At 45.5% G+C, this 14,279-nt stretch carries 14 protein-coding genes; 7 read left to right on the top strand and 7 right to left on the bottom strand.

Features of this window, described 5'->3' with window-relative positions:
- The first annotated feature begins 65 nt into the window (after window positions 1-65).
- Window positions 66-1,463 (top strand): AtzE family amidohydrolase, encoded by a 1,398-nt coding sequence (locus DSM107010_RS01815; protein WP_106167715.1) that lies wholly within the window; start codon window positions 66-68, stop codon window positions 1,461-1,463.
- A gap of 48 nt (window positions 1,464-1,511) precedes the next feature.
- Entirely contained in the window at window positions 1,512-2,429 is a 918-nt protein-coding gene (locus DSM107010_RS01810; protein ID WP_106167716.1) for an isopenicillin N synthase family dioxygenase, read from the top strand.
- On the opposite strand, the gene ggt is transcribed toward DSM107010_RS01810, so the two are convergent.
- Window positions 2,426-4,066, bottom strand: coding sequence for a gamma-glutamyltransferase (gene ggt / locus DSM107010_RS01805; RefSeq protein ID WP_106167717.1), 1,641 nt, complete (start codon window positions 4,064-4,066; stop codon window positions 2,426-2,428). The genes DSM107010_RS01810 and ggt overlap by 4 nt on opposite strands.
- A 234-nt stretch (window positions 4,067-4,300) precedes the next feature.
- Here ggt and DSM107010_RS01800 point away from each other — a divergent pair, with 234 nt between their 5' ends.
- A complete protein-coding gene (locus DSM107010_RS01800) occupies window positions 4,301-4,564 on the top strand; it encodes a hypothetical protein (protein WP_106167718.1) in 264 nt (87 codons plus the stop codon).
- A gap of 72 nt (window positions 4,565-4,636) precedes the next feature.
- On the opposite strand, the gene DSM107010_RS01795 is transcribed toward DSM107010_RS01800, so the two are convergent.
- Together DSM107010_RS01795 and hslO are read right to left on the bottom strand one after the other, a co-directional pair.
- Window positions 4,637-6,778 carry a hypothetical protein gene (locus tag DSM107010_RS01795; RefSeq protein ID WP_041462637.1) on the bottom strand — a complete coding sequence of 714 codons (2,142 nt, stop codon included), beginning with the start codon at window positions 6,776-6,778 and terminating at the stop codon, window positions 4,637-4,639.
- A gap of 212 nt (window positions 6,779-6,990) precedes the next feature.
- Window positions 6,991-7,887 carry an Hsp33 family molecular chaperone HslO gene (gene hslO / locus DSM107010_RS01790; RefSeq protein WP_015157098.1) on the bottom strand — a complete coding sequence of 299 codons (897 nt, stop codon included), beginning with the start codon at window positions 7,885-7,887 and terminating at the stop codon, window positions 6,991-6,993.
- Window positions 7,888-8,148: 261 nt separating this feature from the next.
- Between hslO and rpe the strand changes: the two genes are divergently transcribed.
- Both rpe and DSM107010_RS01780 read left to right on the top strand, forming a co-directional pair.
- Window positions 8,149-8,856 (top strand): ribulose-phosphate 3-epimerase, encoded by a 708-nt coding sequence (gene rpe, locus DSM107010_RS01785; RefSeq protein ID WP_041463527.1) that lies wholly within the window; start codon window positions 8,149-8,151, stop codon window positions 8,854-8,856.
- 205 nt (window positions 8,857-9,061) lie between these two features.
- Window positions 9,062-9,301 carry a hypothetical protein gene (locus DSM107010_RS01780; RefSeq protein ID WP_015157096.1) on the top strand — a complete coding sequence of 80 codons (240 nt, stop codon included), beginning with the start codon at window positions 9,062-9,064 and terminating at the stop codon, window positions 9,299-9,301.
- Window positions 9,302-9,328: 27 nt separating this feature from the next.
- Here DSM107010_RS01780 and DSM107010_RS01775 read toward each other — a convergent pair whose 3' ends face one another.
- Genes DSM107010_RS01775 through DSM107010_RS01765 form a run of 3 tightly spaced genes read right to left on the bottom strand, consistent with a single transcriptional unit; the run spans window position 9,329 to window position 12,784 of the window.
- Entirely contained in the window at window positions 9,329-10,879 is a 1,551-nt protein-coding gene (locus DSM107010_RS01775) for a response regulator transcription factor (RefSeq protein WP_106169869.1), read from the bottom strand.
- A gap of 58 nt (window positions 10,880-10,937) precedes the next feature.
- Entirely contained in the window at window positions 10,938-11,135 is a 198-nt protein-coding gene (locus tag DSM107010_RS01770) for a hypothetical protein (protein ID WP_127022209.1), read from the bottom strand.
- 23 nt (window positions 11,136-11,158) lie between these two features.
- Window positions 11,159-12,784: a response regulator transcription factor gene (locus tag DSM107010_RS01765; RefSeq protein WP_106171427.1), complete on the bottom strand. Its 1,626-nt coding sequence runs from the start codon at window positions 12,782-12,784 to the stop codon at window positions 11,159-11,161.
- Between the two features lie 224 nt (window positions 12,785-13,008).
- On the opposite strand from DSM107010_RS01765, the gene DSM107010_RS01760 reads away from it, so the two are divergent.
- Window positions 13,009-13,281 carry a 2TM domain-containing protein gene (locus DSM107010_RS01760; RefSeq protein ID WP_015157092.1) on the top strand — a complete coding sequence of 91 codons (273 nt, stop codon included), beginning with the start codon at window positions 13,009-13,011 and terminating at the stop codon, window positions 13,279-13,281.
- Window positions 13,282-13,435: 154 nt separating this feature from the next.
- Entirely contained in the window at window positions 13,436-13,744 is a 309-nt protein-coding gene (locus DSM107010_RS01755; protein WP_015157091.1) for a DUF3181 family protein, read from the top strand.
- 133 nt (window positions 13,745-13,877) lie between these two features.
- Here DSM107010_RS01755 and DSM107010_RS41045 read toward each other — a convergent pair.
- The coding region (locus tag DSM107010_RS41045) for a lipid II flippase MurJ (protein WP_241994086.1) at window positions 13,878-14,279 on the bottom strand (402 nt) is incomplete at its 5' end.

Genomic DNA, 14,279 nt, shown 5'->3' with positions numbered 1-14,279 from the left:
CTCATTAGTAGACGAGGCTCGAACAAGGGCGATCGCGTTAGATTATCCTGCCTTAAGATGAAAGCATGAATTTAAACCTTGCTGATGCCGTAACCATAGCAACAGCCGTGCGCGCGCAACAGGTAAGCGCAGTAGAAGTGGCGATCGCCACCCTCGACAGAATTACCGCACGGAATCCAGCACTGAATTGTTTCACCACCGTTACAACTGAAACAGCCTTAGCAGATGCAGCGAAGATCGACCGGGCGATCGCCTCTGGGCAAGATCCAGGCGTTCTAGCTGGCGTTCCCTTTGCGGTCAAAAATTTATTTGATATTGCTGGGATAACGACCCTAGCTGGCTCGAAAATCAATGCGGAAAATCCTCCCGCTAGCCGAGATGCTACGGCGATCGCCAAACTGAAACAAGCCGGAGCAATTTTAGTCGGGGCGCTCAATATGGATGAATACGCCTATGGTTTTGTCACGGAAAATGCTCACTACGGTGCAACCCACAACCCGCATGACACAAATCGCATTGCTGGCGGTTCTTCTGGAGGATCGGCGGCGGCGGTAGCTGGGGGAATGGTTCCCCTGACGCTGGGTTCCGATACCAACGGTTCTATTCGCGTCCCTGCGGCTTTATGCGGTGTCTACGGACTCAAACCCACCTATGGGAGATTATCGCGGGCGGGAGCGTTTTTATTTGCCAGTAGTTTCGACCACATTGGCACGTTTACCCGTTCTGTAAGAGATGTAGCGATCGCCTTTGACGTGCTGCAAGGATGGGACAGTCGCGATCCGGTTTGCACGCAACGTTCCCCTGTAGAGACGTTACATGTAACGTCTCTACAACCGGACAATATTGATGGGTTACGCATTGCCATTGCTGAAGATTATTTTCGGACAGGTGCAGAACCGGAAGCTTTAGCTGTTGTGGAACGAGTCGCCCAAGTTTTAGGCGCGACGCAATACGTTACTATCCCAGAAGCGCACCGTGCTAGGGCAGCGGCTTTTATAATTACAGCGTGTGAAGGGGCAAATCTGCATTTAGCAAACTTGCGATCGCGTCTTGAAGACTTCGATCCGGCTACCCGCGATCGTTTTTTGGCTGGGGCGATGATTCCTGCGAGTTGGTATATTCAGGCGCAGAGATTTAGACGGTGGTTTCGCGATCGCGTCCGCGCAATTTTTCAACACGTCGATTTGATTCTAGCCCCTACAACACCATGTGTTGCACCATTCATCGGACAACAAACGATTCAGTTAGATGGGCGGGAAATTTTAGTTCGTCCCCATTTGGGATTGTTTACTCAGCCGCTATCTTTTATTGGTTTACCTGTTTTATCCGTGCCAATCGCGCGATCGAATGGTTTACCTTTGGGGGTGCAGTTGATTGCCGCACCTTACAATGAGGGGAAAATTTTACAGGTGGCTGCAATGTTGGAGGCTGAGGGTGTTATTGCTGCATCTGTTGTTGATTAATACTAATTATTTATTATCAATTACCAACATTTACGTGCAAATCTAACTATGACTAACCCAGTATTGCAAATTCCAATTATTGATTTGCAAACATTTGCAACAGGAGATGACTCACAAAGACAAACTCTAGTTGAGCAAGTTTATCAAGCTTGTCATGAAATTGGATTTTTTTATATCAAAAATTCAGGTATTTCTTCTCATTTAATCCAACAGCTATTTGCACACTCTCAGCAATTTTTTAATCTTCCGTTGGAAGCAAAAAACCAAATGGCTTGGTTAAATGAATCTCACAACAGTGGTTATGTAGGTATAGAAAGGGAACGCCTCGATCCAAAACAGCCAGGAGATTTAAAAGAAGCATTAAATCTAAATTTAAAATCCATTGCTCAAAACCCAGACTTTAGTACTGAATTTCATAGTTGTGTATTGAATTTCTGGGAAGCTTGTGTACAAATAACGGATATAATTCTACAAACTTTTGCGATGGCATTACAAATTCCAGAAGACTTTTTTATTGCCAATCATAATGCACAAGCTCATACTCTGAGATTACTACACTACCCCCCATTAGAACAACCTCCAAAACAAGGACAGGTAAGGGCGGGGGAACATTCCGACTACGGTAGTATTACTTTGTTATTTCAAGATGATATTGGCGGATTAGAAGTACAAACGAAAAATGGAGAATGGATCGCAGCTCCAGCGATTCCTGATACGATAATTGTAAATACTGGAGATTTAATGCAACGATGGACAAATCATGTTTTTTGTTCTACCAAACATCGGGTAGCGATTCCAACAGATGAAAAAATGAAGCGATCGCGTTATTCAATAGCTTTTTTCTGCCATCCTAACGATGATACTGAGGTTGCTTGTCTTCCTGGTTGTTGTACGGATCGAGTAGCAATGTATCCTTCTATTTCTGCCAAAGATTACTTGATTAGCCGCTTGCAGGCAACTTATTAATACCCTACAGCAGCGCCATCACTTCTTGGATCGGCAGCACCGTATTTTATATTAGTTTCAGCGTCGATTAAAATCGCCCCAGCGTGTCCCATCACATCTGTATAATCTTCAACAACTTTAACAGAGTGACCGCGATCGCTTAATTCTCGAACAATATCTGCTGAAACTCTGCCTTCAATTTTAAGTTCGTTGGTAGCGACTCCCCAAGTACGTCCTTGCAACCATCGCGGTGCAGAAATTGCATCTTCGACATTAAAACCAAAATCGACAATTCGAGTTGCGATCGCAGCTTGAGTTTGAGGTTGTCCTTCTCCTCCCATCGTACCGTAGACTAAATACGGTTTGCCGTTTTGAAATAACATGGCAGGGTTTAACGTGTGAAAAGTACGTTTTTTAGGTTGCAAACAATTTACATGTTGCGGATCTAAGGAGAAAAAACACCCTCGATTTTGTAATAGAATCCCCGTATCACCTGCAACTATACCCGAACCAAATTCGTAGTAAATACTTTGAATTAAAGAGACAGCGTTACCATCTTTATCTACAACTCCCAGCCAAATTGTATCGCCTTTTGGATCGAGAGGTTGTACTTGGTTAGCGGCTTGCTGCAAGTTAATCTGTGCTGCTAGTTCTTTACCACGTTCTGAAGATAATAGCCAATCTAAAGGCATATTTACAAAGTCAGGATCGCTCACATATTTATCGCGATCGCTAAATGCTTGTTTGGTTGCTTCTACAATCAAATGATAGTAATCTGCCGTTCCTTCTCCGAGTTTGCGTAAATCGAAATTATTTAAGATATTTAAAATCGATAAAGAGGCAATTCCTTGAGTGTTGGGTGGTAAGTTATAAGCAATATAATCGCGATAATTGACTGAAATTGGTTCTACCCAGTTAGCAGTATGTTCTGCAAAATCTCGCAGAGTTAAAATTCCCCCGTTCTCTTGTAAATCTGCAACGATATTTTGGGCAATTTCCCCTTGATAAAACTCGGCTGCACCTTGAGAGGCGATCGCTGCTAAACTTTGAGCTAAGTGCGATTGTTTAAATATTTCACCTGTTTGATAAATTGTTCCATCAGGTTTCAAATAGATTTGACGAAAACCAGAAAATCTTTGTAAATTAAAAAATTCTTTATCTACATCAATACTTATTTGAGTCCAGCTTGCTTGATTTTGAGAAGTTGGGAAACCATTCTCAGAAAACTTAATTGCAGAAGCAAAAAGTTGCTGCCAAGGCAAAGAATTATTTATGCTTGCTTGAGCGTATTTATATGCTAAATCCCAGCCGGATACTGCTCCAGGTACGGTATTTGCAGCTAAATAACCTCTAAAAGGAATTCTGTCATAACCTTGAGATTGATAGAGATCGATTGTTGCCTTTTCCCCCGCTCGACCGCTAGCATTCAAACCTTTTAATTCTCGTTTTTTGATATTATAAATCAACCAAAAATTATCGCCACCCAAACTATTCATATGGGGATAAACCACCGTCAAGGTAGCAGCAGCAGCGATCGCAGCATCAACGGCATTTCCCCCTTGCTGAAGTATTTCTAAACCCGCTTGGGAAGCTAGGTAGTGAGGGGTTGTGACTATACCATTAGTAGAAATGGGTGCTTTGTTTGTCAAATGAGACATAGCTATTTTTAGGTGAAAAAAGTACGAATCGCGTTGACTCTTGAGTTTCCCTACTGTCTTCTGTGCTGAGTCACCATTTATATATTACAGGTATATATTACAGGGTATAAACTATACCTTATCAGGTAAGAAAAACTTGATTGTAGGGAATCGCTTTTAACATTCCAGGGGAAATGCGATCGCAACTATGCTAAAAGAATCTATACTAATTTCTCCCAAATAGGAATTTTACCTATGTCAGTCACAATAGAGCAAGACTTAAAGGAAATTTTAGCTAAGCTTGACCAGAAATTAGATGGTCTACAAAAAGATGTTGTCGATCTAAAAGTAGGACAAACCGAAATTAAAGGAGAAATTAAAGCTCTGGGTGAGAGAATAAATGGACTAGATGAACGAGTCAAGAGTCAAGATTTTATCAATCGAGGATTTTTAGTCGGTTTGATTTTAGCTATTCTTGGTGGTTTGGCTAAATTATTTGGTTTTGTGGGTAATCCATAAGAGCGATAATAATGTTTTGCTGCTATGTTTATGATGCCTAATCAAAACCGTTAAAGTTTACAATCGTCAGGATTAGTTATCATCAGGACTAGCACTAGGAATAGGCTCGGAATTTATCGGACTCGGTGCGGTGTTATCGAGGCTGGGAAGCGGTTCGGGAGGAGGAGGGTTCAAAATCCTCTGCCACTCGCCTATCTGCGCTTGAGCGGCTCCGTAGGCGCTGCTGCTGCGCGGAATTTTGCGGGCTATATCGATCCCTGCTTGTGGGTTGTACGTCCCTTGGTCTTGTGCCAACCGCAACAAGCGATCGCCCCAGTTATTAATGGCTGGATTCACATCCAATCGTAAGGAATTGCTGTTAGGAACCCGATCCGCCAGCCGAATTGCTTGTGCCAATGCATCGGGAGTATTCTGCAAAGCAACTTGCTGGGCTTCGCGCCAATCTTGTTCCGCCTGAAGTTGAGTTTGCCATTCCTTAACTTCTGCCTGCGCTGTGGCATGTAGCGCCCGTCCCGCACCAATTTGCCCAGCAGCAGCGATCGCCGCTGGTAGATTGCCATTATTTGCCAAGTCTCGCGCTTGGTCTAAGAATGGCTGGTCTTCAATCGTTTGGATCTGGCGCGTCCAGTTGCGAATTCGCTTACGGGCTTCGCCATAAAGCGCGCGTCCTTCACCAATTTTACTCGCTTCATCAACTGCTGCTTGTAAAGCGACGACATCGCCTTCAACCACTATCTCGTCGGCACGGTTAAGGTAAGGTTGGTCTTCAAATGTTTGTATCCGTCGCCGCCAGCCGTCAATTTCTCGCTTGGCTTCAGCAGCACGGGGATTCGAGTCTGGAATCATCAAAGCTTCAGCGATCGCTGCATTTAAATCGGCAACTGCCCCTGGTTGAGCTAAGCTGCGTGCTTTGGCTAGATGCTGTACGTCTTCAATTTCTAGTTGCCAACGGGCGATCGTATCTTGAGCTTTATAGTAAAGCGGTCGGTCTAGTCCAATTTTTTGCGCTTCGGCAATTGCCGCTTCTATGCTAGAAACAGTACCGACAAAAGCACTCCGATGTGCCTCAGCTAGGACGGTAAAATCTTGAACTTCTGTTTCTAATTTGGCAACAGCAGGAATTTGATTGGCAATCTCGACAGCTTTGTCTACATCTCTTTTATCTAAAGTTTCCTGGGCTAAATCGAGCATTTTGCGCCCGATATCGGGAATCATTGCTTGAGCTTTCTGATAAAAATAGCTACCTGCTTCAATTGCTTGAATTTGCTGTATGGCAGCTAGAAAATCGTCGGCTCTGCCTCGATTGACCAAATTTTGAATTTTCTCCAATCTTCCGCCATCTTCTCTGGCGGTGGCGATCGCATATTTTAATTCTTCGTATTTGGTATTTGCCCAATAGTTGTTACCGACATTGAGCAAACGTACCGCTGCCATCGAAGCCCGATACCAGTTTTCTTTCGGGATCTGGGACTCGGCTTCAGCATAAATTTTTTCTGCTTCCGCCCAAATCGATTTCCACTTTTCAATTTGCGTTGGGACGGTGGAGGCTGTAGAGACATCTGACGGAATATCGGAGGCGATCGCGATCGCCTCCGATAGCTGTCCGGCTTGAAACTTTTCTTCTGCTAAGGCGAGTAAATCTTGCGACCACTCTGCTAAACCCCGTTCGATTTCTTGACTTAAAGGATGATTTTGTGGTAGAGGCTTTACTAAGGCGATCGCTGCCATTAAATCTGGTACAGTTCGTTTTGCCGCTGCAACTTGAGCGCAATGCAACCGCACCGTCCCTGAAGCCAGAGGCCAAAAAATTGCCGGACAATTAGGTGCAGATGGTAACTTAAATAACATCGTCATGGCGACGATCGCCACTCCATTAGCCCCCAACGCTGCCAGAGCTGCCCAAAGCATCCAGTGTTTCCACCACCGCTTGCGTCCGACACTAGGCGGCTCTCCCGACGGAGGTACGCTAGACCACAACTTACCGTCTGTAGCTGATGAAGGGGAAACGCTACCAGATTGGGACGAGTTCGATGGTGATTGTGGCATGACTTCTGAATTGTGCCTTTGCTGGGACAGGTATTGAGACAGCTCGCGATCCGTTGGATATTGAGAAGCAGAGTCTACAGAATGTTGGGTATGAGGCTGATTGCCATTGTCCCCCTTTGCTGGCGGCTGACTCACAGACCAATCCTCTGGCATACTCCGATCGCTCATGACTCGCCCCAATATCTTAAGTACTATGCTTGATTTTGCCTGCTAAGCACATTCATTGTCATCCTATATTGGTCATTGGTCATTTGTCATTGGTAGTTGGTAATGGGTAATTGGTAATGGGTAATTGGTAATGGGCAATTCGCGCCATGCACGCAATTCAGATTAATCGATCGCTCTCTACTGATCACTGGTCACTGGTCACTGGTCACTGATTAAGACTCTGCCCGTAAATCCAAAATCAACTGCTCTAACTGATTGCTGCTGGCTTTGTAAACTTGTCCGCAAAAATGACATGTGGCTTCGGCTCCGTCATCTTTGGCAATCATGTCTTGTAATTCTGCTTCGCCTAGAATTTTCAGCGCTCCTAGAACGCGCTCAAAAGAGCAACCACAGTAAAAGCGCACTAACTGGGATTCTGGAAAAATCTCCAAATTCATATCTCCTAACAGTTGCTCGAAGATTTGCGGTAAGGTCTTTCCAGCTTGGAGTAAGGGCGTGAATCCTGCTAGCTGAGCAATTCTTGATTCTAATGTTTGTACTAAAGCTTCATCGCGGGCTGCTTTGGGCAAAACTTGAATCAGCAATCCTCCTGCTGCTGTCACTCCTGTAGCGCCGACAAATACGCCTAATACTAACGCTGACGGTGTTTGTTCTGACGTAGCTAGGTAGTGAGACAAGTCGTCGCCAATCTCTCCCGATATTAGCTCTACCGTGCTGGAGTAGGGATAGCCATAGCCAACATCGCGTACGACGTAGAGATAACCCTCTGAACCCACAGCACCGCCAACATCCAATTTACCGCGATCGTTTGGTGGTAGTTCGATCGCGGGATTGCCGACGTAACCTCTTACAGTACCGTCTAAACCTGCATCGACTAAAATTCCCTCTAACGGACCATTACCTTTGACCCGAATATTGACTCGCGAATCAGGGCGTTTCATGCTAGAAGCAAATAACAACCCAGCGGACATAGTGCGTCCTAGCGCTGCCGTCGCCACGTAGGAAAGTTCATGCCGTTTTCTTGCCTCTTCAGTCAGCTTGGTGGTGATAACGCCGACAGCGCGAATTCCCCCATCGGCGGCTGTGGCACGAATTAACCGATCTGCCATGAGAAAACCTTACAATTCTTTACGAAAGCTACTCTATTTATTCTATGTTGGCGATCCGGTAAAAGGTTGAGGGGTGAAGTACGGCTTTCCTGGCTGGCGATCGCGAGTTCGTCAAATTCAAGTAGGGTGGGCAATGCCCACCCTACTACTTGCAAACGCCACGCACCACTCTTCTAGTAATTTTTTCTTATTGACACTTGGGGGAAAACTAAACATTTTGTTAAAATGCTGACAACAGAGGAAGCAGGAGAATCTCCAACCATGACCCAAACGCCATCCAAAAAGCAAACTGTTATTGCTCCATCCATACTATCAGCAGATTTTAGCCGTCTAGGAGCTGAGATTCAAGCGATCGATGAGGCTGGAGCTGACTGGATTCACGTTGATGTCATGGACGGTCGATTCGTGCCTAACATCACTATTGGTCCGCTGATTGTCGAAGCAATTCGCCCAGTGACTCAAAAACCTCTGGATGTCCACTTGATGATCGTAGAGCCAGAGAAGTACGTTGAAGATTTTGCCAAAGCAGGAGCCGATATTATCTCCGTTCATGCCGAGCATAATGCTTCCCCTCACCTCCACCGCACGCTCGGTCAAATTAGAGAATTAGGGAAACAAGCAGGGGTCGTACTCAATCCTTCTACACCATTAGAACTGATCGAGTACGTACTAGAACTTTGCGACTTAGTGCTAATCATGAGCGTTAACCCAGGTTTTGGTGGTCAAAGCTTTATTCCATCTGTCGTACCCAAAATCCGCAAACTGCGCCAAATGTGCGACGATCGCGGTTTAGATCCTTGGATTGAGGTTGATGGTGGCTTAAAAGGTAACAACACCTGGCAGGTGCTAGAAGCAGGCGCAAATGCGATCGTTGCTGGTTCGGCAGTATTTAAAGCTAAAGATTACGCTGAGGCGATCGCAGGCATTCGTAACAGTAAGCGTCCCGCACCTGAGTTAGCAACCGTTTAGAAAACATAGCATTTCTTTTGATTAGAATTGCAATACATTTCAATCGTAGGGGCGTACAGCGTGCGCCCCTGCTACTATATATACTTTTTGAAAGCGGTTATATCTAAATCAGTAATATATTCGGGATTGCCTGTTCTTAACTTTGTATTAATTCCATACTTGTAAGATTGAAATTGCTATTCACTGCTCGCGTTAGATCGAATTTATGAATGACCGATTAGAGCAAATCCTGATTCAACAACTTCATTTAATTACCAAGCTGCAAACCAAAACTGATGAAATTTTGAGCTGGAATACTTCAACTGAATCCGCAGAAGCTACAGCAGCTTATTTTCAAGCTTTGGAAAGCGCGGTTGATGGTTTGGAAAGTTTGTCTGAAGTTTACGAATATTTTGAAGACTGGAGTTTAGCAGAAGACGAAGTTGCAGAAGTTATTTCACCCTAAATTGTCAAAATTCTAGCAAAAGTCGAGCTAGGTCGATCGCTCTGACGCGGATAGATGCTTGTGAATCAATTTCACGACTGCATCAGCTTGCACGGGTTTGTCCAGACAATCGGATGCACCCACAACCATCGCCCGCACGCGATCGATCAAATTGCCGCTAAAAATGACGATCGGTGTATCGCGGAACGCATTAATCTTACGGATGCGCGTGCAAATTTCATAGCCATTTAGTTTTGGCATGATGAGATCTAAAAAGATCATGTCTGGTTTTTGACTTAACAAAATTGCGAGCGCCCGCAAAGGATCTTGAATGTCTATAAACTGATATCCTGCATCCGTAATAATGTTCCGCATCACCTCGCACACTAATGGACTATCATCAATGCAGGCGATCGTTGGTTTCAGTGCTATTGGCGTAACTGGTGGTTCTAATGCAACCTCTCCAGCCGTGGGCATAGCCAGATCGGGAATGTCTGTTAGTTCCACCATGTCGTCTTGAAGGTAGGGTGACAAAGTGTAGGATAGCTCTAAAACCTGACGTTTCATCAGTACGGCTAAATCGCGTAGCGTCCGCCGTCCGTCTAGAAGTGTAGTCAACTGGCGGTAAGTATTAGGAGAAGTTTTTCGTTGCAATAATTCTGGATTTTTGAGGATCGGAGCTTGATTGGGACAAACATTTGTTAAGTTAGCGTGTTGCCAGTTACGCCACATTTGATAAGCTGACGCAAGTGCTTGCTCGATGTCCATGAGTAATAATTGCAACCCAGAAGAATTTTCGATCTGCACCTGATATTTGATAACTTGCCCAGTTTGCAAAATATCAAATAGCACTTCCGTGATACTACCGCGCACGATTTGCGTGACTTGCCTGCTGGTAATTTGCTCCTGTTTGAGCCATAAACTCAGAACTTGATACTCCCATGCCGAGCCAGCTAGATCGGTTGGTAATTTCAGTCGATCGATTGAAATTTGCGGGCAGTGCGTGACTATAAGCCTTTGCCACCTGCGGATGGGATGCATCCCTCCAGTAGCATATAAAACTCGACCGGAGTACAGATAAAAAGTCCACTCTTGCCCCGAAGCACTGGTGACAGATAGTCTGCCAGTCACTTGAGCTGACTTGAGCGAAAGAAACTCGGCAACAAAAATATTTGCGTTGTCGCGATCGCCATGATGTTCGTCGTGGGATGGTTCCGGTTGGCGTAACGCTGTTTGCTTTTTTAACCGCGCGGCGATCGCCCCTAATAAATCTTTTTTTGAGAACGGTTTAGTTAGGTAATCATCAGCACCTAATTCCATTCCTTGGCGCAAATGAGTTTTATCTGCTTTGGCTGAGAGAAAAATGAAAGGCATCAGCGCTGTAGTTGGTTCTTCGCGCAGCAACTTCAACACTTCATAGCCATCTAATTCCGGCATCATCACATCGCACAAAATCAGATCGGGTTTATGTTCCCAAGCCCAGTTAATGCCAACGTGACCGTTCTCTGCGGCAACGATTTCGTATCCCTCCGTCGCTAGCAGCTCGGTAATATTTTCTCTAACTGCCTGCTCGTCTTCGATGACCAGAATCTTTGTCATTTCGCTCTACCTGCGGATCTCATGCCAGTCTCAGTTATCAGTTATCAGTTATCAGTTATCAGTTATCAGCGAACAGGGTGTGGGGTGTAGGGTGTGGGGAATTGGTAGTTGGTAGTTGGTAGTTGGTCGTTTTCTCCCTTGTCTCCCTCCTCTCCCTTGTCTCCCCCCTCTCCCTTGTCTCCCTTGTCTCCCCCCTCTCCCTTGTCTCCCCCCTCTCCCTTGTCTCCCTTGTCTCCCCCCTCTCCCTTGTCTCCAACTCCCGACTTACGACTTTTCTCTTCAGCTTCCTACAGAAATGTGTTTGCCAATCATTTGCAATAACTTTTCTGTTTGTACGGGTTTTTCTAGGTAATCCGAGACTCCTGCTGCTTGCGCTTGGGCGCGGTCGATCGCATTACCACTAAGAATGACAATCGGTGTATCGCGGAAAGCTGCAATCTTACGCAGTCGCGAGCTAATTTCATAGCCATTCAAGTTGGGCATAACCAGATCTAAGAAAATTAAATCTGGCTTGCGCGTCAACAAAGTTGAGATTGCTCGTAGAGGATCTTGAATTGTCAATACCTGATAGCCTGCGTTGGACAGCATTTGATCCATAGTTTGACAGACGAGAGGGCTGTCATCGATACAAGCAATCAGTAGCGATTTGGCTGCTGTTGATGTGGCGGGTGTAGCTGATGTCGGTGGTGTTGCAGGTTGTGCGGTGGCTGCGTGCGGTAGTGGTAGGTCAGGGAGTTGGACGAGTTCGACGATCTTGGATTGGAAGTAGGGTAAGAGAGACACAGCAACTTCGGCAGCTTGACGCTTCATCAATACTGCCAGTTCGCGCAGCGCTCGCTTGCCATCGAGTACTGCTGTCAGTTGACGGTAGACAGCTGGTGAAGTTTGTTGTTGTAAAGCTTCTGGCTGTTTGACTAGGGGGGCATAGTTGGGTAGAAGCGAAGTTAGATTGCTCGATTGCCAAGCTTGCCATAGTTTTTGGGCTGGGGTGAAGACTTGCTCCCACTCTAAAGCAAGAAGTTGTAAAGGCAAGGCTTGCTCCGATTTTTGGTAATTGATTTGCCCTGCCTGCATCATGTCAAACAGGACTTCGACAACACAATCGCGCACTATTGGGGCAATGTGTTCGCGACCGATCTGTTGTTGTTTCAGTAACAAGCCGAGTAATTGATATTCCCAAGCAGGTCGAGTAAAAAGCTCGGTTGGTAAATTTAATTGAGTCAGTTGAATTTGGGGGCAGTAAGTCGAGACATGCCGCTGCCAGCGCCGCGCTAAATGCATCCCTCCTGTAGCGTACAACAAGCGCCCCTGATGCAAGTAAAAGTCCCAAGACTGATCCGTGGCGCTTTTAACATTTAATTTGCCAGTAAATTGAGCCGATTGGAGTGCTGCTAGTTCCTGAGCAAATGCGTTGAAGTCTTGATATTGAGCTGGTGCAGGCGTGGAAGGCGCGTTAATTATGGGTTGAGGTGCGAGCGAAATGCGATCGCTGTTGAATAGGGAAGCCTGCAAAAGTTCTGCATATTGGACGATCGCATCCCGTCTTTTCAGCCGCGCCGCCACCGTATCTAATAGTTCGTCGGGAGTAAAGGGTTTTGTAATGTAATCGTCAGCTCCCAAGTTCATGCCATGACGGATCTCAGCTTTTTCCACCTTGGCGGAGAGAAAAACAAACGGCAGCAGTGCCGTGGTTGGTTCTTGACGCAGCGATCGCAATACTTCGTAGCCATCTAACTCCGGCAGCATCACATCGCACAAAATCAGATCGGGTTTGTGTTCGCTTGCCCAGTCCAAACCAACTTGACCGTTATCAACTCCAACAACCTCATAGCCGCCATCTTCCAAACAGTCTAGGATGTTGTCTCTAACCAAACGCTCGTCTTCTATAACTAAGATCTTTTTCATAGGTCATGCCTAAATTGTCTAAATTCAACAAATTTCTATTTGGCTCATTGTCAATAGCGGCAAACGAGCATTTTTATATAAATGACTGTCTCCATAAAACTTAAATTTGGTTTTGAGAGAGTTTCTTACTTCAGGTCTAGTTTGCCCAGTTTGGCATCGATACTTACTATCCGCAGCAAGAAGTCGATAAAATATAGACAACTCAATCGGTGAACAGCAAACACATGCCTCCTCGTTGGCCCCGTAAACCAGACCGCCGCGATCCTGCCTATCGACGTTTAGACGATCGCATGAACTTTGCTACCCACGTAGCGATTTTCGCTGCCATGAATTCCGGTCTGTGGTTCGTCCACATTCTCAAAACCACAGCTTGGGAGTGGTTGCCTTGGTTAACAGGGGGATGGGCAACTGTATTATTAGGACATTTAATTTACATTGCCGCGATCGCCAACTATTCTGAGTCAGCTGCGCCAGATACACCGCCCAAATCTACCTAGAGAGTCAGTTATCAGTTGTCAGTTATCAGCTATCAGTGAAGAGTGGTAATGGGTAATGGGTAATTGGTGAGTGAGGCAAAGAGGCTTTCTTGCAACAGGCTTTTGACTTGCGACTTATCCATTACCCTTTTCAAATAGAAGGAAGTTCAGTTTTATGGCTAAACAAAGTACTTCAGAAGTTATTGAAGCGATCGCAGCTGAAATCGGCGAAAACGTATATATAGATATTGCCAAATGGCATCTTTATCTTGCCGATGCCAAACTTCATACCCTGCTTGCCGAACAACTCTATCCCATTTTGACGGCGCGATCGCTCTCAGAAGATCGAGTCCAGCAAGTTTTACAAAATATTCCCGTTAAACTTGGGGGCGGGAAAAAAGAAATCCCCCTAATTGACTTGATACCAGCCCGAGGTCAAGCTGACTTAATGGAGATTTTGCAGAAGTATCAAGATGAAATGTAATGGGTAATGGGTAATGGGTAGTTGGTAGTTGGTAGTTGCTCCCTTGTCCCCCTTGTCCCCCTTGTCCTCCTTTTCCTCCTCAGCCCCCTCAGCTCTCTTTCCCTCCCGTACGGGCGGGTTTAGAAACCCGCCCCTACTGGCTCCCGGCTCCCCTTTTAGTCAACCGAGCCACTAAAAAATCGATTTCTGGCAATTTCATCCGAGTGGCAAGGAGGGCAAAAACTCCCATGCCTACTAACCCGGAAGCGATCGTTTGCAGCAGTAGTAAAACTAATCCCTGACTACCGAAGAAATGTTGCAAACTCCAAAGAGTCCCCCAGCTAGAGACTCCTGCGGTAAAACCACTGACAATTAAACCTAAAATTGGTAAACTCCATTGTCGCAATGGTAAACCGTGGAGTTTACGATGCAAGATACCCAAAAACAGCAGCATCGAGATCGTATTGACTCCTACTGTTGCCAGTGTAATTCCAGGGGCACCAAAAGGTTTGATGAGGATAAAATCTAGTAGAACGTTGAGGAAGATATTTAATAC

Origin of the sequence: Chroococcidiopsis cubana SAG 39.79 (assembly GCF_003991895.1) — a bacterium.
In the GTDB taxonomy this organism is placed as follows: domain Bacteria; phylum Cyanobacteriota; class Cyanobacteriia; order Cyanobacteriales; family Chroococcidiopsidaceae; genus Chroococcidiopsis; species Chroococcidiopsis thermalis.
This window is presented reverse-complemented; position numbering and strand designations above follow the sequence as displayed.